This is a genomic window from Sphingobium sp. JS3065 (assembly GCF_026427355.1).
In the GTDB taxonomy this organism is placed as follows: Bacteria; Pseudomonadota; Alphaproteobacteria; order Sphingomonadales; family Sphingomonadaceae; genus Sphingobium.
Genome location: NZ_CP102664.1, coordinates 1 through 26,584, shown reverse-complemented (window position 1 = coordinate 26,584; position 26,584 = coordinate 1). Strand labels below are relative to the sequence as shown.

The 26,584-nt window shown below is 66.4% G+C and carries 24 protein-coding genes; 14 read left to right on the top strand and 10 right to left on the bottom strand.

Annotation, left to right across the window (positions count from 1 at the left end; all coding sequences use genetic code 11):
- The first annotated feature begins 83 nt into the window (after nt 1–83).
- From NUH86_RS00120 to NUH86_RS00110, 3 genes are read left to right on the top strand one after another with little or no spacing between them, the layout of a single operon-like run.
- Entirely contained in the window at nt 84–926 is an 843-nt protein-coding gene (locus NUH86_RS00120) for an ImuA family protein (protein ID WP_267250694.1), read from the top strand.
- Nucleotides 811–2,415 carry a Y-family DNA polymerase gene (locus NUH86_RS00115; protein WP_267252179.1) on the top strand — a complete coding sequence of 535 codons (1,605 nt, stop codon included), beginning with the start codon at nt 811–813 and terminating at the stop codon, nt 2,413–2,415. Before NUH86_RS00120 ends, NUH86_RS00115 begins: the two co-directional genes overlap by 116 nt.
- A complete protein-coding gene (locus NUH86_RS00110) occupies nt 2,412–5,864 on the top strand; it encodes an error-prone DNA polymerase (protein WP_267250693.1) in 3,453 nt (1,150 codons plus the stop codon). The genes NUH86_RS00115 and NUH86_RS00110 overlap by 4 nt, the downstream gene beginning before the upstream one ends.
- Nucleotides 5,865–6,004: 140 nt before the next feature.
- Here NUH86_RS00110 and NUH86_RS00105 read toward each other — a convergent pair whose 3' ends face one another.
- On the bottom strand, nt 6,005–7,585 hold the full coding sequence (locus NUH86_RS00105; RefSeq protein ID WP_267250692.1) for a lysine--tRNA ligase: 1,581 nt from the start codon (nt 7,583–7,585) through the stop codon (nt 6,005–6,007).
- 242 nt (nt 7,586–7,827) lie between these two features.
- On the opposite strand from NUH86_RS00105, the gene NUH86_RS00100 reads away from it, so the two are divergent.
- The 4 genes from NUH86_RS00100 to NUH86_RS00085 are packed head-to-tail and all read left to right on the top strand — an operon-like array spanning nt 7,828 to nt 12,101.
- A complete protein-coding gene (locus NUH86_RS00100) occupies nt 7,828–8,175 on the top strand; it encodes a PilZ domain-containing protein (RefSeq protein ID WP_267250691.1) in 348 nt (115 codons plus the stop codon).
- A 52-nt stretch (nt 8,176–8,227) separates the two neighbouring features.
- On the top strand, nt 8,228–10,972 hold the full coding sequence (locus NUH86_RS00095; RefSeq protein WP_267250690.1) for an ATP-dependent DNA helicase: 2,745 nt from the start codon (nt 8,228–8,230) through the stop codon (nt 10,970–10,972).
- 57 nt (nt 10,973–11,029) lie between these two features.
- Nucleotides 11,030–11,572 carry a SixA phosphatase family protein gene (locus NUH86_RS00090; RefSeq protein WP_267250689.1) on the top strand — a complete coding sequence of 181 codons (543 nt, stop codon included), beginning with the start codon at nt 11,030–11,032 and terminating at the stop codon, nt 11,570–11,572.
- Nucleotides 11,573–11,579: 7 nt separating this feature from the next.
- Entirely contained in the window at nt 11,580–12,101 is a 522-nt protein-coding gene (locus NUH86_RS00085; RefSeq protein ID WP_267250688.1) for a GNAT family N-acetyltransferase, read from the top strand.
- 13 nt (nt 12,102–12,114) lie between these two features.
- On the opposite strand, the gene NUH86_RS00080 is transcribed toward NUH86_RS00085, so the two are convergent.
- Nucleotides 12,115–12,471, bottom strand: a complete 357-nt coding sequence (locus tag NUH86_RS00080) for a MerR family transcriptional regulator (RefSeq protein WP_267252178.1) — start codon at nt 12,469–12,471, stop codon at nt 12,115–12,117.
- 74 nt (nt 12,472–12,545) lie between these two features.
- A complete protein-coding gene (ihfA, locus tag NUH86_RS00075) occupies nt 12,546–12,842 on the bottom strand; it encodes an integration host factor subunit alpha (protein WP_013845991.1) in 297 nt (98 codons plus the stop codon).
- A 280-nt stretch (nt 12,843–13,122) separates the two neighbouring features.
- Between ihfA and NUH86_RS00070 the strand changes: the two genes are divergently transcribed.
- Nucleotides 13,123–13,467 carry a hypothetical protein gene (locus tag NUH86_RS00070; protein WP_267250687.1) on the top strand — a complete coding sequence of 115 codons (345 nt, stop codon included), beginning with the start codon at nt 13,123–13,125 and terminating at the stop codon, nt 13,465–13,467.
- A 15-nt stretch (nt 13,468–13,482) separates the two neighbouring features.
- On the opposite strand, the gene NUH86_RS00065 is transcribed toward NUH86_RS00070, so the two are convergent.
- Nucleotides 13,483–14,490 carry a S66 peptidase family protein gene (locus tag NUH86_RS00065; RefSeq protein WP_267252177.1) on the bottom strand — a complete coding sequence of 336 codons (1,008 nt, stop codon included), beginning with the start codon at nt 14,488–14,490 and terminating at the stop codon, nt 13,483–13,485.
- A 148-nt stretch (nt 14,491–14,638) separates the two neighbouring features.
- Here NUH86_RS00065 and dapE point away from each other — a divergent pair, with 148 nt between their 5' ends.
- The gene (gene dapE, locus NUH86_RS00060) at nt 14,639–15,781 is read left to right on the top strand and encodes a succinyl-diaminopimelate desuccinylase (RefSeq protein ID WP_267250686.1); all 1,143 of its coding nucleotides are present in this window, start codon (nt 14,639–14,641) and stop codon (nt 15,779–15,781) included.
- 21 nt (nt 15,782–15,802) lie between these two features.
- Here the strand turns inward: dapE and NUH86_RS00055 are convergent, their stop codons facing one another.
- The 4 genes from NUH86_RS00055 to NUH86_RS00040 form a co-directional block, all read right to left on the bottom strand.
- Nucleotides 15,803–17,482 (bottom strand): putative bifunctional diguanylate cyclase/phosphodiesterase, encoded by a 1,680-nt coding sequence (locus tag NUH86_RS00055; RefSeq protein WP_267250685.1) that lies wholly within the window; start codon nt 17,480–17,482, stop codon nt 15,803–15,805.
- A 93-nt stretch (nt 17,483–17,575) separates the two neighbouring features.
- Complete coding sequence (locus NUH86_RS00050) at nt 17,576–18,106, bottom strand: Smr/MutS family protein (protein WP_267250684.1); 531 nt, start codon at nt 18,104–18,106, stop codon at nt 17,576–17,578.
- Nucleotides 18,107–18,118: 12 nt separating this feature from the next.
- Entirely contained in the window at nt 18,119–19,375 is a 1,257-nt protein-coding gene (locus NUH86_RS00045; RefSeq protein ID WP_267250683.1) for a murein transglycosylase A, read from the bottom strand.
- Nucleotides 19,372–20,028, bottom strand: a complete 657-nt coding sequence (locus NUH86_RS00040; RefSeq protein WP_267252176.1) for a Tim44/TimA family putative adaptor protein — start codon at nt 20,026–20,028, stop codon at nt 19,372–19,374. Before NUH86_RS00040 ends, NUH86_RS00045 begins: the two co-directional genes overlap by 4 nt.
- A gap of 190 nt (nt 20,029–20,218) precedes the next feature.
- Here NUH86_RS00040 and secB point away from each other — a divergent pair, with 190 nt between their 5' ends.
- The 5 genes from secB (at nt 20,219) to NUH86_RS00015 (ending at nt 24,298) form a co-directional block, all read left to right on the top strand.
- A complete protein-coding gene (gene secB / locus NUH86_RS00035; RefSeq protein WP_267250682.1) occupies nt 20,219–20,716 on the top strand; it encodes a protein-export chaperone SecB in 498 nt (165 codons plus the stop codon).
- A gap of 8 nt (nt 20,717–20,724) precedes the next feature.
- Nucleotides 20,725–20,847 (top strand): hypothetical protein, encoded by a 123-nt coding sequence (locus NUH86_RS00030; RefSeq protein ID WP_267250681.1) that lies wholly within the window; start codon nt 20,725–20,727, stop codon nt 20,845–20,847.
- Entirely contained in the window at nt 20,844–22,448 is a 1,605-nt protein-coding gene (gene murJ / locus NUH86_RS00025) for a murein biosynthesis integral membrane protein MurJ (protein ID WP_267250680.1), read from the top strand. Before NUH86_RS00030 ends, murJ begins: the two co-directional genes overlap by 4 nt.
- Nucleotides 22,449–22,452: 4 nt before the next feature.
- The gene (trpS, locus tag NUH86_RS00020) at nt 22,453–23,457 is read left to right on the top strand and encodes a tryptophan--tRNA ligase (protein WP_267250679.1); all 1,005 of its coding nucleotides are present in this window, start codon (nt 22,453–22,455) and stop codon (nt 23,455–23,457) included.
- A 190-nt stretch (nt 23,458–23,647) separates the two neighbouring features.
- Entirely contained in the window at nt 23,648–24,298 is a 651-nt protein-coding gene (locus NUH86_RS00015) for a DUF4136 domain-containing protein (RefSeq protein ID WP_267250678.1), read from the top strand.
- Between the two features lie 232 nt (nt 24,299–24,530).
- Here the strand turns inward: NUH86_RS00015 and NUH86_RS00010 are convergent, their stop codons facing one another.
- Nucleotides 24,531–25,136 (bottom strand): peptidylprolyl isomerase, encoded by a 606-nt coding sequence (locus NUH86_RS00010; RefSeq protein WP_267250677.1) that lies wholly within the window; start codon nt 25,134–25,136, stop codon nt 24,531–24,533.
- A 32-nt stretch (nt 25,137–25,168) separates the two neighbouring features.
- Nucleotides 25,169–26,584, bottom strand: coding sequence for a chromosomal replication initiator protein DnaA (gene dnaA / locus NUH86_RS00005; protein ID WP_267250676.1), 1,416 nt, complete (start codon nt 26,582–26,584; stop codon nt 25,169–25,171).

Sequence of the window (26,584 nt, the reverse complement as noted above, 5' to 3'; positions counted from 1 at the left end):
TCCATTCGGATCATACGCCTGACCAGTGCCTGATTGACAGCCACTCTTGAAAGAAGGAAAAGAACAAATCAGGAACAAATATCATGACTGAGTCGGTAGGGACCCTCGTTGCCCTGAAAAGGCATATCGCATCGCTGGAGGGCGCTCCAGCCCCCCAACCCCATGCGCGGGTGAGGACGGGTCATGCCGCCCTGGATACGGCCCTGGACGGCGGCCTGGGGCGGGGCCGGGTCCATGAATTTTTCGCCGCGGCGGAGGAGGAAGGAGCGGGCGTGGGCCTGGGGCTGATCCTTGCGCGGCTGGCGGCGGGGGAAGCGCCCCTGCTCTGGCTGCGGACGGCGGCGGCGGGACGGGCGGGCGGCCTGCCCTATGGTCCCGGCCTTGCGGCCCTGGGCGTCGATCCCGAACGGCTGGTGGTCGGCGTCATGGCGGATGACGCCATGCTGCTGCGCGCGGCGGTGGATGCGTTGCGCTGTCCAGCCCTGGGTGCGCTGGCGGTGGAGTTGCGGGGCCGGGCGCCCTTGCTGGACCTGACGGCCAGCCGGCGTCTGGCGCTGGCGGCCGAAGCGTCGGGGGTGACGGCTTTCATGCTGCGGGTGGGCGGCGACCCTGCGCCCAGCGCGGCGGACACGCGCTGGCGGGTGGCGGCGGCGCCCTCCCCGCCCTTGCCGGGCAATGGACCGGGCATGAGCGCCTTCGACCTCCATTTGCTGCGGCGGCGGGCGGGACGGGACGGGCTGAACTGGCGGCTGGTGTGGGACAATGGCCGGGGCATGTTTGAAGAAAGTGGAGATGGTCGGGATGAACGCCATGACCTTGGGCAAAGGGACAGGAGGGGCGGCGGAGGAAGGGATCGCCAATCGCCGTTATCTGGCGCTGTGGTTTCCCTTTCTGCCGATCGACCGGCTGCGGATCGCGCGGCCTGACCTCTGGGCGGCGCGGGGCGAAGGACCGGCGGTCGTCGTGGAACAGGTGCGCGGGGCGATGCGGCTGGCGACGCTGGATGCCGACGCGCTGGCGCTGGGCCTGACGCCCGGCATGACGCTGGCCGACGCCCGCGCGCGGGAACCGGACCTGCGGCTGTTCGATGCCGACCCCCATGGCGACCAGGACTGGCTGGAGCGGCTGTGCGACGGCTGCGCGCGCTATACGCCGATCGCCGCGCTCGACCCGCCCTTCGGCCTGATGCTCGACATCAGCGGCTGCGCGCATCTCTGGAATGGGGAGGAGATGCTGGCGCGGGAGGCGACGGACCGGCTGGAGCGGCATGGCATGCGGGTGCGCCATGCCCTGGCCGGGACGGCGGAGGGCGCGCATGCGCTTTGCCGCTTTCCCGTGGGCGCGGCGGCGGACGAGGATGCGGCGCTGCGCCGCCTGCCGGTCGAGGCGCTGCGGCTGGAGGAGGAAAGCGCGGTGGCGCTGCGCCGGGCGGGCCTGCGCACGGTGGGCGATCTGGCGGCGCGGCCCGCGTCGGCGCTGGCGGCGCGCTTCGGCGAGGATGCGGTGGATGCGCTGCACGGCCTGCTGGGGCTGGGGCGGCGGCCGCTCGCGCCGCGACGGCCGCGCCCGGCCATCCGGATCGAGCGGCGTTTCGCCGAACCGATGGGCAGCACCGCCTTTGCCCTGAAGGTGCTGGAGGAGATGGCGGCCGAAGCGGGCGAGCGGCTGAGCGAACGGGGCCAGGGCGGACGCCGGTTCGAGGCGCTGTTCTTCCGCAGCGACGGCCTCGCCTTTCCGCTGCGCGTCGAAACCAGCCTGCCGGTGCGGGATGCGCCCGCCATCATGCGGCTGGTGCGGGAACGGATCGATGCGCTGTCCGACCCGCTCGACCCCGGTTTCGGCTTCGACATGCTGCGCCTCGCCGTGCCGCAGACCGAACCGATGGCCCCCACTCAATTGGCGCTGGAGGGGGGCGAGGCGCGCAGCCGGGAAAGCGTCGCCGCGCTGGTCGACCGGCTGTCAGTCCGGGCGGGGCGGGCGCGCATCCAGCGGCTGGAACCGCGCGACAGCCATATTCCCGAACAGGCCCAGCTTGCCCTGCCCGCCGTGGAAAGCCGCGTTCCGGCAAGCTGGCCGCAACGGCAGGAGGCGGGCGATCCGCCCCTGCGTCCGCTCCACCTGTTCGACCCGCCCCAGCCGATCGATGTGGTGGCGCAGGTGCCCGACGGCCCGCCGCACCGCTTCCGCTGGCGGCGCGCCTTGCATGAGGTGACGCGCTATGAAGGCCCCGAACGCATCGCGCCCGAATGGTGGACGGCCAGGGACGGCGCGCTGGCGGGCGAAAGCGTGGGCCTGACGCGGGACTATTACCGGGTCGAGGATGCGCGGGGACGGCGCTACTGGATTTTCCGTCACGGCCTGTACGGGACCGAGGCGGTGCATCCGGGCTGGTATATCCACGGCCTGTTCGCATGAAACGGCCCGATGCGCCCCCCTTCGCCGAACTGGTGGCGGCGACCAATTTCTCCTTCCTGCGCGGCGCATCCCATGCGCAGGACATGGTGGCGCGGGCCATCATGCTGGGTCTGGAGGGGCTGGGCATTGCGGACCGCAACACGGTCGCCGGGGTGGTCCGCGCCCATGTGGCGTGCAAGCGCTGGCCAGAGAAGATGCGCGCCGCCCTGCTGGAAGCGCGCAAGGAAGCGGGCCAGCCGCTGGAACTCAGCGAGGAGGAGGAACGCGCCTGCCGCACCGACCTGCGCCTGATCGTGGGGGCGCGTCTGGTCTTCGCCGACGGCACGCCGGACATCGTGGCCTATCCGGCGACGCGGCGGGGATGGGGGGAGCTGACCAAATTGCTGACCCTCGGCAATCTCCGGTCGGTGAAGGGCGACTGTATCCTGCATTATGAGGATCTGACCGCCTATCTGGACGATTTGCTGCTGATCGTGATGCCTTGTTCCACCGCGACCGAGCAGACCGCGCATCGCAAGCCGGTGGATTATGACTATGACGACCGGCCATCGCAGGAGGCGATCCGGCAGGGGCATCTCAGTCTCGTTCCTGCGCCGCCTCCGGGCGATCTGGAAGGGGTGCTGCTTCGTCTGTCACGCCTTGCGCTGGGGCGGATCTGGCTGGGCGCCGCCTTGAACCGGGATGGGCGGGATGCGCGGCGGCTGGCGGCGTTCCAGGCGCTTTCCGCAAGGACGGGTGTTCCCATGCTCGCGACCATGGATTCGCTTTATGCGACGCCGGATCAGCGGCCCTTGCAGGATGTGCTGGGCTGCATCCGGGAAGGCACGACCATCGCCCGGGCGGGCCGGGCGCTGGAAGCCAATGCGGAGCGGCATGTTCATGGAGCCGCCGAGATGGCCCGGCTGTTCCGCGACTGTCCGCAGGCAGTGGCGGAAAGCCTGCATTTCCTCCGCCGGGTGCATTTCACGCTGGACCAACTGGCCTATGAATATCCGCATGAGCCGGTGCCGGAGGGCTGGACCGCCCAGCAATGGCTGGAGGAACTGACCTGGTCCGCCGCCCATGCCCGTCATGGCCCGCGCATACCCCGGCGCGTGCGGGAAATGCTGGACCAGGAATTCCAACTGGTCGGCAAACGCAACTATGCCTATTATTTCCTGACCGTGCACGACATCGTCGCCTTTGCCCGGACGAAGGGCATATTGTGCCAGGGACGCGGTTCGGCGGCCAACAGCATGATCTGTTTCCTGCTGGGCGTGACCTCGGTCGATCCGTGCAAGCACGACCTGCTCTTTTCCCGTTTCGTGTCCGAAGAGCGCGACGAACCGCCAGACATCGACGTGGATTTCGAGCATGAGCGCCGCGAGGAGGTCATGCAATATATCTATGAGCGCTACGGCCGCCATCGCGCCGGGATCGCCGCCACCGTCATCCATTACCGCTCGCGCAGCGCCGTGCGGGAAGTGGCGAAGGTGCTGGGTCTCAGCGAAGATGTGGTGACGCGCCTCTCCGGCACGATCTGGGGCAGCTATGCCGGCGACATGGGCGATGCGCGGATCGTGGAGGCGGGCTTCGCGCTCGACAATCCGCAGATCGCGCAATTGAAGGCGATCATCGGTCAGCTTTTGGTCCAACCCTTTCCGCGCCATCTGTCCCAGCATGTCGGCGGCTTCGTGCTCACGCAGAACCGGCTGGATGAGACGGTGCCGCTGCATCACGCCGCGATGGAGGATCGCAGCTTCATCGAATGGGACAAGGATGACATCGACGCCCTGGGCCTGATGAAGGTCGACGTACTGGCGCTGGGGATGCTGAGCTGCATCCGCAAGGCGTTCGACCTGATGCGCGAACAGGGGCTGGGCGACCATCAGTTGACGGTCGATCTGGAGGCGGATGACGCAGCCGTCTACGACATGTTGTGCAGGGGCGACAGCATCGGCGTGTTCCAGGTGGAAAGCCGGGCGCAGATCAACATGTTGCCGCGCCTGAAACCGCGCACCCTGTACGATCTGACGGTGCAGGTGGCGATCGTGCGGCCGGGGCCGATCGAAGGCGACATGGTGCATCCCTATCTGCGGCGGCGAAGCGGGGTGGAGAAGGTGGACTATCCTTCGCCCTCCCCGGAACATGGCCCGGCGGATGAACTGAAATCCCTGCTGGGCAAGACCTTTGGCGTGCCGCTGTTCCAGGAACAGGCGATGCGGCTGGCGATCGTGGCGGCTAATTTCAGCGACGCGGAGGCCAATCAACTCCGTCGCGCCATGGCGACTTTTCGCAACGTCGGCACCATCCATCATTTCCGCGAAAAACTGATCAGGGGCATGGTGGAGCGCGGTTATGAGGCGGAATTCGCCCAGCGCTGCTTCAAGCAGATCGAGGGTTTCGGCAGCTACGGTTTTCCGGAAAGCCACGCGCTGTCCTTTGCGCGGCTGGTCTATGTGTCGGCGTGGATCAAATGCCATCAGCCCGCGCTGTTCGCCTGCGCGCTGCTCAATTCCCAGCCCATGGGCTTCTACGCCCCGGCGCAGATCGTGCGGGATGCGCGGGAGCATGGCGTGACCGTGCATGATGCCGATGTGAACATGAGCGGGTGGGACAATGGGCTGGAACCGCTGCTGCGCTCCCGCAACGGCAAGCAGGGCGAGGGGCAGGGACGGGCATTGGCGCTGCGGCTGGGGCTGCGGCAGATCGACGGTTTTCGCGAGGATTGGGCGAAGCGGCTGGTCGCGGCGCGCATGGACGGCATGTTCGCCACCATGGAGGATATGGCGCGGCGGGCGGGGTTGCCGTCGCGGGCCTTGCGCTTGCTGGCGGACGCCGACGCCTGCCGGTCGCTGGGGCAGGACCGGCGGGCGGCCCTATGGGAAGCGCGGCGGACGCCTTCGGACGAACTGCCCCTGTTCGCCGCCGCCAAGGCGCGGGAATTGGGGGAGGAACCCGATGCGATGCTGCCCGTCATGCCGCTGTCGGAGCATGTCGAGGCCGATTATCTGGTGACGCGCCTGTCGCTGAAGGGGCATCCGATGCAGTTCCTGCGGCCGGTCTTCGCCGCCGAGGGGGTGCTGAGTTGCGCCGAAACCGCCGCCGCGAAAAACGGCGCGCGGGTGAAGACGGCGGGCGTCGTGCTGGTGCGGCAGCGGCCGGGCAAGGGCAATGCCGTCTTCATCACTATCGAGGATGAGACGGGCATCGCCAACATCCTGCTCTGGGCGCGGCTGTTCGAAATGCAGCGGCGGCCGGTCATGGCGTCGCGGCTGATGCTGGTGGAGGGTGAAGTGCAGCGCAGCAAGGAGGGGGTCGTGCATCTGATGGCGAGCCGGATTCATGACCGGACGGCGGAATTGGCGCGGCTGTCCCAAGGATCGGAGCCTGCCCGCCTGCATCATGCGCAGCCTTCGGGCCATCCGCGCAATGTCCGGATATTGCCGCAATCGCGGGATTTTCATTAGGACGGATCTAAGCCCCTTGGCCGCGCCGCTCGTTTCCGGGCGGGCGCGGCCGATGGCGCGTGAAACCCACCATCAGTCCGAAAGGGGGTGGACCATATACCGAAACGCCCGACGCACCGGAATGTTCCGGCGAATGCCCCTCACGCAGCCAGCGCCTCCGCGATCAGGCGGCGGCTGTTACCGATGCCGTAGAGCGCGATGAAGCTGCCCATGCGCGGCCCCTGATCGGCGCCCAGCAGCGTCTGGTAGAGCGATTTGAACCAGTCGCGCAGTTCGGCAAAACCATAGGCCTCATCCTTGCCGATGGCGTAGACGATGTTCTGGATATCCTCTGCCGAGGCATTGTCCGGCAGCGCCGCCAGTTCATCGTCCAGCTTGCGCAACGCGGCGGCTTCGCTTTCGGTAGGAGCGCGGCGCTTGAGCGTGGGGGCGACGAAATCGCGGTGATAGGCCAGCGCATGACCGATCAGCGCGTCCAGTTCCGGATAAGTCTCCGCATTGGCGTCCGCGACATAATTTTGCAGATAGCCCCAGACCTGTTCGCGGCTGGCGTCGCCCATCACGCCGACCAGGTTCAGCAGCAGGCCGAACGTCACCGGCAACCTGCCCTCCGGCAGCCTGCCGTCATGGATATGGTGGACCGGATTGCCGAGTTGCTGCTCGACCGCCTGGTTCGGATAATTGCCGCGGAACTGCCAATATTCGTCCACGGCGCGGGGGATGACGCCCATGTGAAGCTGCTTCGCCTTTTTCGGTTCGCGATAGGCGTAGAAGGCCAGGCTCTCCTGCGGGCCATAGGTCAGCCATTGCTCCAGGCTGAGGCCGTTGCCCTTGGACTTGGAGATTTTCTCGCCCTTTTCGTCGAGGAACATCTCGTAATTGAAACCTTCGGGGGGCCGAGCGCCCAGGGCGCGGCAGATTTTGGAGGATTGGGTGACGGAATCGATCAGATCCTTGCCCGCCATCTCATAATCCACGCCCAGCGCGACCCAGCGCATCGCCCAGTCGACCTTCCATTGCAGCTTCGCGCCGCCCGACAGGATCGATTGCTCGATGATCTCGCCCTCATCCTCGAAGCGGACCAGGCCCTTGTCGGCGTCGATCACCTCTACCGGCACTTGCAGCACGATGCCGCTTTTCGGACTGATCGGCAGGACCGGGGAATAGGTCGCCTGCCGTTCCTTTCGCAAGGTCGGCAGCATGATGTCCATGATGTCCTGATAATGGCGCAGGACATTCTTCAGCGCCTCATCGAAACCGCCCGCCCTGTAACGGTCGGTGGCGGAGACGAATTCATAGTCGAAGCCGAAGCGGTCGAGAAATTCCCGCAACATGGTGTTGTTGTGATGCGCGAAGCTTTCGAATTTTTCGAACGGATCGGGCACCTGGGTCAACGGCTTGCCCAGATGCTGCGTCAGCATCGCCTGGTTGGGGACATTGTCCGGCACCTTGCGCAGGCCGTCCATATCGTCGCTGAACGCGATCAGGCGCGTCGGAATGTCCGACAGCGCATGATAGGCGTTGCGGACCATGGTGGTGCGCAGCACTTCGTTGAACGTGCCGATATGCGGCAGGCCAGACGGACCATAGCCGGTTTCGAACAGGATATGGCCCTTTTCGGGCGCACCGTTCTGATAGCGTTTCAGGAGCTTGCGGGCTTCCTCATAGGGCCAGGCCTTGGACGCCTGAGCGGCGGTGCGGATGAGTTCGGACACGGTCATGATGCGCTCCCCCCTAAGCATTTTCATGGCCGTTGAAAACATCGGACGACTCGGAAAATTTCATGGCGTCGGATGGAAAGGCAAAAACTTCATTAATATAGATCAAACCCCATATTGGACCCGAAGGTGCGTCTTCAGGTGCCAAAATGGAGACGAATCCCGTCTTTTCGTGCAACCCATTTAACTTTGATTAACCCTGATGATGCATATTTATCGGGAGCTTAGGGGGCTCAGGAGGGACTATGCAGCCGCGCAGCCGTCATAGAATAACGGTCGATATACCAGTCGTCGTGACGACGGTGCTCGACAGCGTGGAAGGAATGATCGTCGATTTGAGCGAAGGCGGCGCCCAGATAATGGGTTGCGGCCTGCCGGTGCGCAGCCAGTGCCAGATCGATTATGAAGGCCATGTCGTGTTCGGCACGGTGCAATGGTCGGAGGAGGACCGGATGGGCATCCGCTTCCCCTATGAACTGACGGAAGGGCCGCTGTTCGACCGGCTGGAGATGTCGCGCGCGGCACGGCTGGCGGCGACGGCCTATCAACCGGGCGCGCGACCAGCGGGCGGATTCGGGCGTCGCTTCGGCTGAAACGGGCCGATTTCAGGTTTCCCTTTTGTTCCCTTTCGCCTAAGCGGGTCGGGTGATCGATCCCGCCGTCCTGCCCGCCCTTCACGCCAGCCATGGCGGCATATGGCTTAGGGAAGGGGATCGGACCGCCGCCGTCGCCAAGGGCACGGCCATAGCGCGCACGGCCGAGACGCCGACGCTGTTGCTGAACGCGCCGCTGACCGGGCAGCGACTGGGCTATCCCGATCTCAATGGCCTGGACCTGCTGGAATTATGGGCCTTCATCCATCCGGCGCGCTTTCTGGTTCCGACGCCCAAGGGGCTGGCCGAGGCGCTGAACCTGCCGCGTCCGGCGGATGAGGCGGATATTCCCGCATTGTTGCAGGCGGCGACGGGCGCCTTGCTGGCGACGCTCGCAACTCCCGCATGGACGGAGCGCGAGGGCGGCTGGACGGCGGCGCAATCGCTGCACCGGCTGCGCTGGCCCTGGGCGCCGCTGGTGGCCGGGCGCATCGCTCAGCCGAAGGAGGCGGAGCGCTGGCTCTTTTCCAAACTGCCGGAATGGGAGGAAAACCCGCCCCGCCCTGCCCCGCGTTCGGTTTCGCTGCAATCCGACGCCGTGGTGGCGCGGCTGGAACAATTGACCGGCGCGGGGGCCGAGGCGCGGCCGGGGCAGCGCGCCTATGCTGCTGCGGCGGCGGAGATATTCCGGCCCAGGGCGCATCGCGACCAGCCGAACATGCTGCTGGCGGAGGCCGGGACGGGGATCGGCAAGACGCTGGGCTATCTGGCGCCCGCATCGCTCTGGGCCGGGGAGGCGCAGGGGACGGTGTGGATTTCCACCTATACCAAGGCGTTGCAGCGGCAGTTGGACCGGGAATCCTTGCGCCTTTTCCCCGATCCCGCCGTGGCGGCGAAGCGGGTGGTGGTGCGCAAGGGGCGGGAAAATTATCTCTGCCTGCTGAACCTGGAGGATGCGTTGCAAGGCGGCTTTGCCGGGCGCGCGGCGATATTGGCGCAACTGGTGGCGCGCTGGGCGGCCTTCACCAAGGATGGCGACATGATCGGCGGCGACCTGCCGGGATGGCTGCCGACTTTGTTCCGGCGCAATGGGTCGACGGCGCTGACCGACCGGCGCGGCGAGTGCATCTATGCGGGCTGTCCCCATTATCGCAAATGCTTCATCGAGCGGTCGGCGCGGGCCTCGGCGGATGCCGACATCGTTATCGCCAATCATGCGCTGGTGATGATCAATGCGGCGCGGGGGCGGGAGACGGGCCAGGCGCCGCAGCGCATCGTCTTCGACGAGGGCCATCATCTGTTCGATGCGGCGGATTCGACCTTTTCCGTCGCCTTGTCGGGGCAGGAGGCGATAGAGCTGCGCCGCTGGGTGATGGGGCCGGAGGGCAATGCGCGGGGGCGGAGGCGGGGGCTGGCGGCGCGCCTGTCGGACCTTGCCAGCTATGACGAGCAGGGTGGCGAGGCGATAAGGGCCGCGGCGGAGGCGGCGCGGGCGCTGCCCGCCGACGAATGGCTGAAGCGGATCGTGGCGGGCGAACCCTTCGGGCCGGTGGAAGAACTGCTCGCGGCGGTGCGGGGGACTGTCTATGCGCGGGCCGCCGATACGGGCGAGGCCGATGCAGGCTATGGGCTGGAGACCGAACTGGCCGAACCGGACGGCGCGCTGGTCGAGGCGGCGCAGGAGGCGGCGCGGGCTTTGGACAATCTGCTGCGTCCCCTCACCCATCTGGGCAAGCGGATGGAGGCCGTGATCGAGGATGCGCCCGACTGGCTGGACGGCGCGGCGCGGGCGCGGGTCGAGGGGGCGATCGCCTCGCTCGGCTGGCGGCGCGATCTGGTGACGGCCTGGCTGGCGCTGCTGGCGCGGATCGGCGGACCGGCGGATGCGGATTTCGTCGACTGGCTGGCGGTCGAGCGGATCGAGGGGCGGGAATTCGACATCGGCATCCACCGCCACTGGCTGGACCCGACACGGCCCCTGGCGCAGACGGTGCTGAAACCGGCGCAGGGGGTGCTGATCACATCCGCCACGCTGAAGGGGGGCGGCGATTGGGACAATGCGGCCAGCCGCAGCGGCGCGAACCATTTGCCGCGTGGGGCGGAACAGTTCGAGGCGAGCAGCCCCTTCGACTATCCGGAACGATCCGAAGTGCTGATCATCACCGACATCAAGCGCGGCGACATTGCCGCGCTGTCGGGGGCCTATGCGCGGCTGATCGAGGCGGCGGGTGGCGGCACTTTGGGCCTGTTCACCGCGATCCGGCGGTTGCGCGCCGTCCATGCGCGCATCGCCGACCGGCTGGCGCGGGCGGGACTGCCGCTTTACGCCCAGCATGTCGACCCGATCGATACGGGCACGCTGATCGATATTTTCCGCGACGATCCGCGCGCGTCGCTGCTGGGCACCGATGCGTTGCGCGACGGGGTGGACGTGCCGGGCCATTCGCTGCGGCTGGTGGTGATGGAGGGCGTGCCATGGTCGAAACCGACCGTGCTGCATGCCGCGCGCAAGCTGGCCGGGGGCGGATCGGCCTATGACGACCGGCTGATCCGGGCGCGGATGGCGCAGGCGTTCGGGCGGCTGATCCGGCGGGCGGAGGACCGGGGCTGCTTCGTCATCCTCTCCGCCGCCATGCCCAGCCGGTTGCTGAGCGCCTTTCCGCCCGGCACGCCGATCCGCCGCCTGACGCTGGACGAAGCCATCATATCCGTCAGCGGCCATTCCCGCGCTGGCCTTGGCGGCGATGCGGCGCTAGGGCATCAGGGATTCGAGTCACCAGGGTTTTCTTTTCCGTGATTTCCGAGTCAGCAGGTGGGCCGCCTGCTTCGAAACCACTTTGGGCCTGGAGCAAAAATGAAGCGGTTGATCCTGTTCCGTCACGCCAAGTCCGATTGGGACGATCCGGTTGCGCGGGATTTCGACCGGCCACTGAACCGTCGCGGCGAAAAGGCGGCGATGGTCATGGGCGAATTCGCCAGGGCCAAGGACATACGCTTCGACATGGTGGTCGCTTCCCCTGCGGTACGGGTGGTGGAGACGCTCAACGTCTTTTTCACCGGCTATGGCGAGGTGGTCGATCCGCATTGGGACCGGCGCATCTATCTGGCCTCCACGCCGACCCTGTTCGACGTGATCCGCGATTTGCCCGACAGCGCCGACAGCGTGCTGATGTCGGGGCATAATCCGGGGCTGGAGGAACTGGTCCTCGACCTGGTCCCCGACGACGGCGCCAGTCCGTTGCGCGAGGATGTGGAGGTGAAATTCCCGACCGCGTCGGTCGCCGTCCTGGACCTGCCGATCGATCATTGGAGCGAGGTGAAGCCCAATATCGCCACCCTTGCCAACTTCACGCGCCCCCGCGATCTGGACCCCGCCCTGGGGCCGGGCTCGCACTGAACCGGCGATGACGCCCATCCTCTGGCGGCATGCGGAGGGCCGGGATGCGGCGGCGCTTTCGCTGCTGGGCGGCGCGACCTTTTTGGCCAGCTTTGCCCATGATCATCCCGGCGACGCGCTGATCGCGCATGTCCGCAATGCGCATGGGGAGGATTTTTACGCCGCGGTGCTGGCCGATCCGGACCAGACGGTGCTGATCGGGGAAACGCCGCTGGGCGCGCCGGTGGGCTATGCGCTGCTGACGCCGCCTGCCCTACCGGTCGAGCGGCGGGACGGCGATCTGGAACTCAAGCGCATCTATCTGCTTTCCGGCTGGCAGGGCGGCGGCAACGGCGCGGCCTTGCTGACCCTGGTGATGGAGGAAGCCCGGCGGCGTGGGGCGAAGCGCCTGCTGCTCGCGGTCTATGAGGCCAATGAGGGCGCGCGGCGATTCTATGCACGGCACGGTTTCGCCGAAATGGGCGAGACGGTCTTCATGGTGGGGGACGCGCCGTTTCGGGACTTGATCTACGCTGCGTCGGTCGGGTGATCCGAACCGACGCTCATTCCCCGATCGCCTTGGCCAGCGCGGCGCGAATGGCCTCCAGCCGGGGGAGCAGATCGGCGCTGGAGCCAGCTTCGCCATTCTTCGCCGGTGCTGGCGCGGACAGGACCGGCGGACCGCCATCGGCCAGAGCCTTTTGCGCGCCCCGCACCGTGAACCCCTCGACATTCAGCAGATGGTTGATCCGCCGCACCAGCGCCACGTCGGCGGGCCGGTAATAGCGGCGATTGCCCGACCGCTGGAGCGGGCGCAACTGGGTGAAGCGTGTCTCCCAATAGCGCAATATGTGCTGCGGTAGATCGAGTTCGCTCGCCAGCTCACTGATCGTCAGAAATGCGCCTTCTGCCTTTTCCATGGTCATGATGTTGCACCCTTAGCGGCGCCAAGGTCAACCTTAGGGAAAATGGCTGTTTTGGCGATTCCCGCGCTTCACGCCGAGGCGACGCGATCCCGCATCGTCTGGCTGGCGCGGAAGGTCAGCACCCGGCGCGGTTCGATCGGCACTTCGACGCCCGTCTTCGGGTTACGGCCCATGCGCTGCGTCTTGTCCCGCAGGACGAAAGTGCCGAAGCTGGAGATCTTCACATTTTCCCCGCGTTCGAGCGCGGCGGACATATGCTCCAATATGGATTCGATCAATGTTGCCGCTTCCGCCCGCGACAGGCCAATATGGCGGTTCACGCTCTCCGCTAGATCCGCACGCGTCAGAGTCCCCGTACCGCTCATCGCATTTCCCCACCTTGACACCCGTCGAGTCTAAATGCGGGCGATCCTTCGATAATGTGCGCGATTTCGCATGATTCGGCAAGATGACACCGGACCGAAATCCTTAAAAAAGCGTGAAAAATAGGCGGGATAGCGATCCCGGAACGGGATCTGGGACATTCAGCGGGAAGCGAGACCCTATTTTCGCGCGAAAAGTACGGGTGCGGCCTGCCATCGCGTCGGTCACGGCCCGCGCCCGGCAAGCCTGTTCACCCGCGCCATCCCGCGATATGACGGCCGGATGCGCGCCCTCCTTCCCCTCGCGGCCTTCCTCATCCAGCCTGCATGGGCGCAGGCTCCTGAACGCACGGGTCATTATTATCTGCGCGGCGTGATGGAAACCGGCTCCGAACTGATGCTCCACCCGGACGGCCGGTTTCAATGGTATCTGGTCTATGGCGCGCTGGACCTGTTCGCGGAGGGCAAATGGACGGAGCAGGACGGCGCCGTCCTGCTCACCGCGGAAGCGACGAAGGACGTGCCCCAACCCGGTTTCAAGACGCTGACCCTGACGATCAGGGACAAGTCGCTGGTCCCGCCCGACGGCCGCGGCGCCTATGTCCGTCCCGCCGATGACAAGGATTGAGCCGCTGGCGGTCGGCTAAAGCACTGCGGCCTCCAGCAGCCGGATCGTCCCTGCATCGGCGTCGATCTCCGCCCGGCAGCCGACCGGCAGGCTGAACTGGCTGCCCACATGCCCGATCAGCGCGCCCTGGAAAGCGGGCACGCCCAGCTTGCCAAGATGCTGCTGCAACACCTCCGGCAGCGTGAACCCGCCATAGGAAGCCCCGCTCGGCCCGCAATCGCTGCACTGGCCGAACACCACGCCCGCCACCTTGCCGAGCACCCCGGCCAGCGAAAGCTGCGTCAGCATCCGGTCGATCCGATAGGGCTGCTCGCTCACATCCTCGATGAACAGGATCGCCCCGTCGAAATCCGGTACCCAGGGCGTGCCCATCAGCGTCGAGAGCACGGTCAGGTTCCCGCCCAGCAGCCGCCCGCTCGCCTTGCCGCCCTTAAAGGTGCGAATGCTTCCGATCCGCTGGACCAACCGGTCCTCCTGCCCCTGCGGATTGGCGAGCATCGGCGTCGCCCCGTCGAAGGCCACGGCGCGAAAGGCGTCCCAGGAAAAGCGCGGCCAACTGCTGGCGGCGTTCGGCCCATGGATGGTGACGAACCCGGCCCGCGCCGCGAAGGCCAGATGCAGCGCGGTGATGTCGGAAAAGCCGATCAGCAGCTTGGGATTGGCCCTGATCTTCGCGAAATCCAGAAAGGGCAGCACCCGCGCGCAGCCCCACCCGCCCCGAACGGCGAACACGGCCCGCACCTGCGGATCGGCGAACATCGCATTGATGTCCGCCGCCCGGTCGGCATCCGTCCCGGCCAGATAGCCGTAGCGCTCCGCCAGATGCCTGCCGGGCCGGGGCACCAGCCCCATGGCGACGATCGTTTCCTTCACCAGATCGAGGTCGAAGGCATCGTCGGTAAAGCCCGCCGGTTCGATCAGCCCCACAATGTCTCCTGGCCGCAACCGGGGCGGCTTCACCACCCCGGCGGGAGAAGCCGCCCAAGCCCCCGGAGCGGCCATCGCCGCGCCCAGCACACCCATCAACGCCCGGCGATCAAGCTTCAAAAGCTGCTCCCATCCTTGCGGCGATAGCCAGTGCGGTTGGTTTGCTGGATGGCCGCAAGGTCGATCTTGGGCAAGACATGTCCTCCTGCTGGCAAAGGAGCCTTCCATTCGCTAACGCAAAGCGATGACCATAGCCAGCACCGATGCCGACCCGATCGGCATAGCCGAAAAACTGATCGCCTGCCCGTCCGTGACCCCCGCCACGGGGGAGGTCTTCGCGGTGCTTGAGGCCATGTTGAAGCCGCTGGGCTTCACGGTCGACCGCTTCGTGACCGGTGACGCGCCCGACGGCCCGGTGGAAAATCTGCTGGCCTGGCGGACGACCGGTCCCGGCCCGCATTTCGCCTTCGCCGGCCATCTGGACGTGGTGCCGCCAGGCAATGGCTGGGCCAGCGACCCCTTCACGCCGGAGGTGCGCGGCGAACTGCTCTACGGACGGGGCGCCGTCGACATGAAGGGCGCCATCGCCGCCTATGTCGCCGCGCTGCACGGCCTGCCCGACGACCTGCCCGGCACGATCAGCCTGATCGTCACGGGGGATGAGGAAGGCGCGGCGGTTCACGGCACGCTGGCCCTGATGGACCGCATGGCCGCCCATGGCCTGCGCCCGGACCTCTGCCTGGTGGGCGAGCCTACCTCTTCGCAGCGGCTGGGCGACGTCATCAAGATCGGCCGGCGGGGGTCGGTCAACATGTGGATCAGCGTCGATGGGGTGCAGGGCCATGTCGCCTATCCGCATCTGGCCGACAATCCGATACCGCGCCTGATCCGCATCCTGTCCGCCATCGACGCCATCCTGCTGGATGAAGGCAATGACTGGTTCCAGGCCAGCAATATAGAGATCACCAATCTGGACGTCGGCAACCCCACCACCAACGTCATCCCCGCCGCCGCGCAGGCCCGCATCTCTATCCGCTTCAACAATCAGCATAGCGGCGCGGAACTGGTCGACCGCATCACCGCCATCGCCGCGGCCGAGGGCGGCGCGGTGGAAGCGAAGATCAGCGGCGAACCTTTCCTGACGGAGCCGGGCATGCTGTCGGGCCTGGTCGCGGGCGCGATCCGCGAGGTGACGGGGTTGGAGGCGGAACTGTCGACCACCGGCGGCACGTCCGACGCGCGTTTCCTTTCGCGCCTCTGTCCGGTGGTGGAATTCGGCCTGAACAACGCGACCATGCACAAGCTGGACGAAGCGGTCGCGCTGGACGACCTCAAGGATCTGACGGAGATTTACCGGCTGGTGACGGTGCGGGCCTTGGCGGGTTAGGGGCCGGTTAGGACACCCGCTTCAGACGGAGCGATGCCTGATCAACGGTGCGGGCACGGCGAAGCGGGCGAGATAATCCGCCTCCCCCGTCGGCCGCGCCAGATGATAGCCCTGGAACAGGGTGCAGCCGATCACGCGCAGCATGTCCATCTGCGCCTCGGTCTCCACACCCTCGACCACGACTTCCATGCCCAGACCCTGGATCAGCCCGACGACCGCGCTGCAAATGGTGCGCGCTTCGGCGGAAACGGCGATGTCGCGGACCAGCGAACGGTCAATCTTCACCCGGTCGACGGGCAATTCCCGCAAGCGCGACAGGTTGGAATAGCCCGTGCCGAAATCGTCTATGGCGACGCGCACGCCATCGCGCCGGAGGGCGCTCAACTGGTCCAGCGTCGGCGGCTTCATATCCATCGCCAGCGATTCGGTGATTTCCAGTTCCAGCATGAACGCAGGCGTCTGGTGCGCATCCATGGCATGGCGGAGCCGCAGGAAGAAATCCGATTGCGCCAGTTCGCGCGAGGAGATGTTGACCGCGATCCGCTGGATCACCCCGGCCCGCGCCCAGCGCGCCGCCGTTTCGCACACCCGGCCCATCACCCAGTCGCCCAGCGCCACGATCGCGCCGCTTTCCTCCGCCACGGGCACGAAGGAGGCGGGCATGACCAGATCCCGTTCCGGATGCGCCCAGCGGACCAGCGCCTCTACGCCGATCGCCCGGCCGCTGACGATCTCTATCTGCGGCTGGAATTCCAGCAGGAATTCGTCCCTTTGCAGGCCTAGCAGCAGGTCGCGTTCCAGCTCTGCGCGGTCGGCGGCTTCCAGCGCCAGTTCGGCGGTGAACATCTCCGCCCGGTTCCGGCCCTTATGCTTGGCATGGTACATGGCGATGTCGGCGGAGCGCAGCAGGGCGGACAGCGTGTCGCCATGTTCGGGATAGCAGGCGATGCCGATCGACGCGCCCAGGTCGACATGCTGGCTGCCGAGATCAAAGCGTTCGCCCAACGCGAACTGAATGGCGCGGGCGATCCGGCAGGCGGTGTCCAGATCGGGCATGGCGGGCACGAACAGGGTGAATTCATCGCCCGCCAGACGGCCGATCAGGCAATCGCCCACGCCCGCGCTGGCCTGGGCCATGGCCACTTCGCGCAGGCGCCCGGCGACCCGCGCCAGCAACTGGTCGCCCGCCGCATGGCCCAGCGTGTCGTTGACGCTCTTGAACCCGTCCAGGTCGATGAAGAACAGGGCGGCCAGCCCCTCCTCGCTGCGCTCCGCCAGCATCCGTTCGACCTGGCGGCAAAAATTGGCTCGGTTGGCAAGGCCCGTCACCGGGTCGAACAGGGCCAGTTCCTGGACATGATCCAGATTGGTCCGCACCTGGCTGAACAGGCTTTCCATCGCCACGGACAGGTCGGGCAATTCCTGGCCGACATCGGCAGGCACGGCGGAATGCAGATCGCCATGCGCCGCCGCCAGCAACCGTTCGGTCGCCCCGTCTATGGCGCTGGCGGTGGTCGTCACGGCCTGGCGGGCGCAGGCCCAACTCAGCGTCCCGCACAGGATGGCGATGATCAGGGATCGGCCGATGCCGTCGACATCCGTCGCCTGCCCCTGGTTCAGCACCAGCGACAGGATGAACACCAGCGCCCCGGCGGCACAGGCGAAGGCAGTGGCGCGGCTCGTCAATGTCACGCCCTGCATCTGCCTCCTGCCCTGTGGCCCGACCCTGGACCAGATCAGCCGGATATGAAGCACAGTGGTTAAGAAATAGTCAGTATGTCGGTCGAAAAATGTCTATTTCTTGCGTCGCAATATGACATAAATCGCGCCGTCGCCGCCATGGCGCGGATGCGCGATCCGCACGCTGGCGATGCGGTCGGCATAGCTGCCGGTTTCCAGCCAATGCCCGATCTCGGCGCGGATGGCGCCGCGGCGCGATGCGCCGACAGACGCTGTTTTCGGCGGCTTTCCGGTGACCACCAGCATGACGCGCGCGTCCCTGGCCCAGGCCGCGGCCAGCGCCTGGTTAAGGCGGGCATGAGCCGCCGCCAGGCTATGGCCATGCAGGTCTATGGTCATGTCGGGCATCAGATTTCCGCTACGGATTCGGCGTTCCCAGCCGGAATCGAGAATGGCCGCCGGGGTGCGCGGCGGCGGTGCGGCAACGGTCTGAACCGGAGGAAGCGTTAACCTTGTTACGTCCGTCGCCTTGACCGGCGCCACCGGCAGGGCAGGCGTCCGCGCACCGGGGCGCAGCGGCCTTACCGACCGGGTCAGCGCCGTCCAGAGCGCCTGTTCGTCAGAGGAGAGATTGCGCCGGCCCATCGCAGCATGGCGTCAATTCTGGCCGAGCCGCGCCGCCGACCCCAGCGGCAGCAGGATGAGGGCGCTGCCCCGCGCCGCCATGCCGCCCGCTATGCCGCGCGCATCGCTGCCCGCGCCCCAGAAACTGTCGAAGCGGTTGGCGCCCTTGATCGCGCCGCCGGTATCCTGCGCGATCCAGATGCCGTCGGGTTCGGCCCGGTCGAGCGACAGGAGGACCGGCGCGCCCAGCGGCACATATTTGGGATCGGCCGCCACCGTCGCCTCCGGCGTGACGGGCACGCCCATCGCGCCCAGGGGACCGGCGCCGGTCAGTTCCCGGAAGAAGACGAAGCTTTTATTCTCATCCATGATCGCCGCGCCCTCGGCAGGGTTGGCGCGCAGCCAGGCCATGATGTCCTGCATCGATCCGGCCTGGATCAGGCCGCGATCCTTCATCAGCTTGCCGATGCCGGTATAGTCGCGGCCATTCTGCCCGTCATAGCCGATGCGCATCACGCCGCCGTCGGGCAGCAGCAGCCGTCCGCTGCCCTGCACCTGGAGGAAGAAGAATTCGACCGGATCGGCGGCCCAGGCCAGTTCCAGCCCCCTGCCCGCCAGCGATCCGCCCACGATCTGCGACCGTTCGTCGAAGGGGACGAAATTGCTGCCGTCGACCTTGCCCCGGATGGTCTTGCCCTTCAGGCTGTCGCTGAACAGGCCGAGATTGACGTCGATCAGATGGGGCGGGCGGCGGTAGATCGGCACCTGATAGCCGGGCTGGCGGATGCGTGACCCGGCAATCTCCGGCTCATAATAGCCAGTGACGAAGGCCTTGCCCTCACCCACCTGCACCGCTTCGAAAAAGCGGGAGAAAAATTCATTGGCCGATGCTTCGGGCCAGCTGGAGGCGGCGGCGCAGGCGCTGTTCCAGTCCGTTCCCCGCGTCAGCCCGCTCTGGTCGTTCCGCTTCATCAGCGAGGGGCAGGACAGGCGGAAGGCCTGGAGCGCCTTGCGCGAGCGCTCACCCGGCGGGATGAGATCGGCGATATCGGGTCCGCGCGTGATGCCTGCATTGGCCGCATTGGCCGTATCGGCGGGCGTCGCCGCCGGGGGCGTCACCGGCAAGGTGGGCCGGGGCGTGGAAGCGACGGGACGGGTCGCCGTCTCCCCTCCCCCACGGGGCGGACGCGCTGGCGCGGGGCCACTGGCGCCGGGCGGAATCACGCCCCCGGCACAGGCGGACAGCAGCAACGCCGCGGCCAGCGCCCACCCCGACTGACGAAGGCTCATGCCGCCTCGTCGGTCTCGCTGAGCTTCCAGTTGGGGTCGGTGCTGCGCAGATCGCGCGTGAAGGTCCAGATGTCGTTGGTGCCGACCGCATCGGTCAGCGAACCGGCGACGACATGGCCGTCCTTGTCACGGGTGACGGCGGCGATATCCGCCTCGAACCGCAGCGAAATCTCCGCCATGCGGCCAGTGACGCCGGCATCGACGATCTGCACCTTTTCGATGCGGACCAGACGGTTGTCGAGAATATGACCCTCTGCCTCGCGGGCGGCGATCGCTTCCTCGAAGGAGGCCAGAACGTCCGTGTCGCACAGCCATTCCAGTTCCTGCCGGTCGCCCCGCCAAAAGGCTTCCAGCACCATCTTGTAGGCCGACTTGGCGCCTTCCACGAACTGCGGCACGTCGAAATTGCGGTCCGCCGCGATCAAGGCGCGCACGCCCGCCTCGCCGCCGGGCGCGATCAGGCCATCGGCCAGGCGCACCGAATCACCCGCCATGCCCGTAACCGGGCGGGGCTGCACGATCGTCACCTTGGCACGCTCCTCCGCCGGGCGCAGGGCAGGCTCCTGCTCATGCCCGGTCCGCTTGCCGAGCACGGAATAGAGCCGCAGCGCCAGAAAACCGGCGATCATGGCGAGGATGACAATCACATACACGGGGTCAGGCACCCTTTGGACTGAATCTGAATAACTGTAACGCAACCAACATAAGCATGTTTCCCCGCATATTCAAATGGCCGCTTTTCATGTGGCGCATTGCTCCGCCCTGCCGCCCCTGCTAAGCGCCCGGATCAACAAGCGCGGGCATTATGCCCACCGGACGAACCTTAAAAACCAGGGAAATGAGATGGCCGAGGAAGCCGACAGCATTCAGACCACCGGCAATGGCGCCGACACCGGCCCGCAGATCGCGCTGATCAGCCAATATGTGAAGGATCTGTCGTTCGAAAACCCGAACGCGCCCGCCGTCTACCAATGGCAGGACCAGCCGCAGATCGACGTGCAGTTCAACATCGGCGCCGACAAGGTGGGCGAGGAAGTGGTAGAGGTTTCGCTGAAGGTCGAGGTCAAGGCGACCGCGCCGCAGGGCACCGCCTTTGCCGTCGAGCTGGTCTATGCGGCCATCTTCGGCATGCGCAACGTGCCGGAAGACCAGATGCAGCCCTTCATGCTGGCCGAAGCGCCGCGCCTGATCTTCCCCTTCGCCCGCCGCGTGCTGGCGGATGCGATCCGCGACGGCGGCTTCCCGCCGCTGCTGCTCGATCCGATCGATTTCGGCGGCCTCTATGTCCAGCAGGCCGAGGCGATGGCGCAGACCGCTGGCGAACCGGCCGGTCACGCCTGAGGGCAACCATGGCTCTCACCCCGTCCGCCCTGAGCTTGTCGAAGGGCATGGCTGAGCTGGTCGAAGCCGCTTCGCTCCACCCAGCGCAGGGCTTCGACTTCGCTCAGCCCGAACGGCGGCGGAGCGCATGAAACTCGCCAAAGCGCTCGGTTCCGTCGGCGGGCTGACGCTCGCCAGTCGGGTGCTGGCGCTGGTGCGCGATTCGCTGGCGGCGCGCTATGTCGGCGCGGGCTTCGCGTCGGACGCCTTCAACGGCGTCGCCTTCCGCCTGCCCAACATGTTCCGCGCCCTCTTTGCCGAGGGCGCCTTTTCCGCCGCCTTCATCCCGATGTTCAACCGCAAGGCGGCGGGACCGGGCGGGATGGCGGAGGGTTATCATTTCGCGGAACGCGCGCTCGCCGTGTTGCTGCCGGTGCTGCTGGTCTTTACCGCGCTGCTGATCGCGGCGGCCTGGCCGATCACATGGGCGCTGTCCGGCGGCTTTTCGCGGCAGAACCCGACGGCTGAGCAGTTCGCCTTCGCGGTCATGCTCTCGCGCATCACCCTGCCCTATCTGGCGTTGATCAGCCTGGCTTCCCTGTTGGGCGGGATATTGAATTCGCTCGACAAATTCTGGGTGAATGCCGCCGCGCCGATATTGCTGAACGTCGCCATGATCGCAGGGCTGTGGCTGTTCCACGGCGCCAATGAATATGAAACGGCGCGGGTGCAGGCGATTTCCGTCACCGTGGGCGGCGCGCTGCAACTGCTGTGGCTGATCTGGGCCTGCCGCCGGGCGGGCGTGTCGATGAAGCTCAAGCGGCCGCGTTTCGACGCGGATGTGAAGGAGCTGCTCCGCCTGATCGTTCCGGCGGCGGCGGGGGCCGGCGCGGCGCAGATCAACCTGCTGATCTCGACAGCGCTGTCGGGCTGGCTGCTCGCTTCGGGGTCGATCACCTATATCTATTATGCCGACCGGCTGAACCAGTTGCCGCTGGGGCTGATCGGCATCGGCCTTGGCACCATATTGCTGCCCACCATTTCGCGCCTGCTGTCGACGGGGCAGGAGCAGGTCGCCATGGAGACGCAGAACCGGGGCATCGAACTGGCCCTGTTCCTGACGCTGCCAGCGACCGTCGCCTTCATCACCGTGGCCGAACCGATCGTGCGCGGGCTGTTCCAATATGGCCGCTTCACTGTCGAGGATGCGCAGCGTTGCGGCTGGGCCTTGTCCGCCTTTTCCATCGGCCTGCCTTCCTACGTCCTCGTGAAGGTGCTGACGCCCGGCTATTATGCGCGGGGCGATACGAAGACGCCGGTGCGCTATGCGATGCTGTCGATCCTGATCAACATCATCGGCAATTTCCTGCTGATCCCGCTGCTCGGCCGGGTGGGCATGGGTCATGTCGGGCCGCCGCTGGCGACGGCGCTGTCGTCGACCGTGAACGTGGCGATGCTCTATTCGACGCTGGTGAAGCGCGGGCATTTCGCCGCCGACGCGCAATTGAGGCGCCGCCTGCCCCGGCTCGCGGTGGCGGCGGTCGCCATGGGCGCGGCGCTTTATGCGGGCGAAGGGTTGCTCGATCCCTGGCTCGGCGGGGTTATGGTGCAGCGCTATGTCGCGCTCGCCCTGCTTGTCGGCGTGGGGATCGCGCTGTACGGGGTGGCCTGCTTCGTCACGGGCGCCTATCGGCTGTCCGACCTCAAGGCGCTGATGCGCCGCAAAAGTGCAACCAAAGAAAAGAACGGATAGAAGAATGCGCGTCCTTTCCGGCATCCAGCCGACCGGCAATCTGCACCTGGGCAATTATCTGGGCGCGATCCGCAACTGGGTGCGGATGCAGGATGAGATGGATGCGGACAGCCAGTGCTTCTTCTTCCTGGCCGACATGCACTCCATCACCGTGCATGAGGGGCGCGAGCAACGCATCCGCAACGTGCGCGACATGGCCGCCGCTCTGGTCGCCGCCGGGATCGATCCGGATCGATCCGTCCTCTTCAACCAGGCGCGGGTGCCCGCCCATGCCGAGCTTTGCTGGCTGTTGAACGGCACGGCGCGGATCGGCTGGCTCAATCGCATGACGCAGTTCAAGGACAAGGTCGGCAAGGACCGCGAGGGCGCGTCCATCGGCCTGTTCGTCTATCCGGTGCTCCAGGCCGCCGACATCCTCGTCTACAACGCCACCCATGTGCCGGTGGGCGAGGACCAGAAGCAGCATCTGGAACTGGCCCGCGACATCGCAACCAAGTTCAACACCGATTTCGGCGTGGAACTGTTCACCCTGCCCGATCCGATCATCCCCAGGGAATCGGCGCGCATCATGTCTTTCCGCGACGGCACGGCGAAAATGTCCAAGTCCGACCCATCCGACATGAGCCGCATCAACCTGACCGACGATGACGATGCGATCATGCAGAAGGTGAAGAAGGCCAAGACCGATCCCGAACCGCTGCCCGAAACCGCCGAGGGGCTGGCCGGGCGTCCGGAGGCGAATAATCTGGTCGGCATCTACGCGACGCTGGCGGGCGCCAGCGCCGATTCGGTTTGCGCCGCGTTCGCGGGCAAGGGCTTCGGCGCGTTCAAGCCAGCGCTGGGCGAATTGCTGGTGGAGACGCTGCGCCCGATCCGGTCGCGGTTCATGGAATTGCGGACGGACGATGCGGCGCTCGACGCGATCCTGGAAAAGGGCGCGGCCAAGGCGTCCGCCGCCGCCGCGCCGACGTTGCGCGCAGCCTATGACGCCATGGGGCTGATGCGCTGAGAGGTCGCCAAAGCGGCCCCCTCTTCTTCCCGTGACGGAATAATGCTGCCCGCGCCGTCGTAAGGGATGGCAGGACATGGTTTGCGCCCGTTCGCCCGTTACGCGCGTTCAAATGATGTTCAGTTGCGTTTTGCTATGGCAGGACGCAAGATGTTTGGCAGGCGTAGTGCCTGGTACAGGACGCAGAAAAATGACCCGTTTCAAAAAGATCGGCCTGATCGCGGCGCCCGCTCTGGCGCTGGTGGCGCTGTCGGGCTGTGCGACCAGCTTCAAGGCGGATGTCGCCCGCTTTCAGCAACTCCCCGCGCCCGCCGGGCAAAGCTTCACCATCGTCGCGGACGATCCGCGTCTCGCCGGTGGTCTTGAATTTTCGCATTATGCCGATCTGGTCGGCCAGCGGCTGAGCCAGACCGGCTATGTCGCGGCCAGCGATCCGGCGCGGGCCGACCTGATCGTGCGCGTGTCCTACGGCGTCGACAATGGGCGGGAGAAGGTGCGCTCGACCGGCATCGGCGCGCCCGACCCCTTCTTCTACGGCGGATGGGGCTGGCGCGGGCGGTGGGGCCGCCCCTGGGGCTATGGCTTCTATGATCCGTGGCTGTTCGGCCCCAGCGGCTATAACGACGTCAGCAGCTATACGGTCTATACCAGCGACCTCAGCATGAAGATCGACCGCGCCGCCGACAACCGCCGCCTGTTCGAGGGCAAGGCGCAGGCGCAGTCGCTGTCGAACAAGCTGACCTATCTGGTGCCGAACCTGATCGATGCGATGTTCACCGGCTTCCCCGGCCAAAATGGGGAGAATGTGAAGATCACCCTGCCGCCTGAAAAGAAGGGCTGAACGGTTTTCCATACGGGCGGCTCCCGGCCATTGCCCCAATGACCCGGCGGTCGACGATCGCCGGGTTTTCTTTTTTTGGAATGGGCGGGCTTTGGCCAATGGCTGACGATGATAATATTGTCATCCCAGCGAAAGCTGGGATCTCGTGAAGCTAGGCCGTGTGCTATCGCCTGAGATCCCAGCTTTCGCTGGGATGACGGAATGATGTCCGCTCTCCACCCCATCGCACCGATCAGGGGGTGCGGCGGGCCGTCAGGATCTTCACCGGCTGCTCCAGCATCTGGCCCCTCATCACGCCCTCGCCAGCCGTGGGCGACTTGGGCGCGGCGAGGATCGCCTTCACCACATCCAGGCCTTCGACCACATGGGCGAACACCGCGAAGCCCTGATTGTCGCCCGCCGCCTCCGGATGCGCGTCCATGCCCGGCATCTTGCCCAGCACGATGAAGAAGTCCCCGGTGGCGCTGCCCGGCGCATAGCGCGCCATGGAAAGTGCGCCATCGTCATGGGTGAGGCCGGTCTGGCTCGTCGGCTCATGCTTGATCGGCGGCAGGACGCGCTTGGGGTCGTTCTGCGCGCCGCCCTGCACGAAACCGTAATCGCCCGTGCCGACGCCGCGATAGAATAGCGTGCCGTCCAGCCGCTTCTGGTCGACATAGCGCAGGAAATTGGCGGCGGTGACAGGCGCCTTGTCGAGATGCACGGCCACCAATATGCGCCCGGCGTCTGTTTCCAGCGCGACCCGCACATCGGCGGACGTAGGAGCGGCGGCGGTCTGCGCGAAGGCTGAACCGAGGCAGAAAAAAGCGGCGAGGAAAAGAGCAAGCTGGCGGATCATGGCGCGAAGCCTAATCCAAAGCCGCTGCCCTGTCAGCCTTCCAACTGCCGCTGCAGGGCACGGATGTCGGCGTCGATATCCGGATTGCTCTGCCGCAATCCCTCGATCGTGCGGACGGCGTGGATGACGGTGCTGTGGTCCCGCCCGCCGAAGATGCGGCCGATTTCCGGAAGGGAGCGCGGCGTCATCTTCTTGGCAAGATACATCGCCACCTGACGGGGACGCGCCACCGCGCGCGCGCGGCGCTTGGACCGCATCTCCGCCGCGTCGATCTTGTAATGCGCGGCGCAGGCCTTCTGGATTTCGTCGACGGTGATCCGGCGGGCATTGGCGCGCACCGCGTCGGCCAGCATCGTCTGCGCGAACTCCAGGTCGATCGACCGGCCGGTAAGCTGGCCATATGCGATCAGCTTGTTGAAGGCGCCCTCCAGTTCGCGGACATTGGAACGGATCGAGCGGGCCAGGAAATCCACCACCGCGTCGGGCACCGGCGGATCGCCTGCAATGGCGCGCTTCGCTTCCAGGATGGCGAGGCGCAGGTCCAGCCCCGCCGGACGGATATCCGCGACCAGCCCGCCCGCTAGGCGCGAGAGGATGCGCGGGTCGATCGCGTCCAGCATCTGCGGCGCGCGGTCTGCGGTAACGGCGATGCGCGCGCCCGAATCGATCAGGTCGTTGATCGTGTGCAGAAATTCCTCCTGCGTCGATCCCTTGCCGGCGATGAACTGGATGTCGTCGATCAGCAATAGCCGCGCCGCGCGCAGCCGCGCCTTGAACATCATGGTTTCGTTGGCGCGCATCGCGTTGACGAATTCCATCATGAACCGCTCGGCCGACATATAGAGGACCGGCGCCGAGGGCGAATGGCTCGAAAACAGGCGGGCGATGGCGTGAAGGAGGTGCGTCTTGCCCTGCCCGGTGCCGCCATGGATGAAGAGAGGGCTGAAACGCGGCTGGCCTTCGCCCGCCATGGCCTGCGCCGCCGAAAAGGCGAGGTGATTGGTCTCGCCCGTCACGAACCCGTCGAAGCCGTGACGCGGCTGAAAATTGGAAACGGGGCCCTGGGCGTCCGCAATGGCGATGTCAGAAGCCAGAGGCTCGTCGGCCTGGTGCAATTCCAGAACACGCGGCCCAACCGCATTGGGCGCACGCAGCAGGCGCAGTTCGCGCACCCCGGCTCCCGCACAGCGCCACGCCATCCGCAGGCGGTCACCGAACTGGCCCGACACGAAGTTCGCCGTGAAGTCGGAGGCGAACAGCAGGTCGAGCGTCTGCGATTCCGGGCAATAGTCGCCCAGTTGCGCGGCCTTCAGCCACTGGTCGAACATGCGCGCGCCGATGTCCCGGCGCAGGCCGGCGCGAATGGTCGCCCAAGCAGTCTCCAGGCGCGCGCTTTGCTGCGTGTCGAGACCGCTCAAACTTCCAATCACTGCCGCAATATCCTTCAT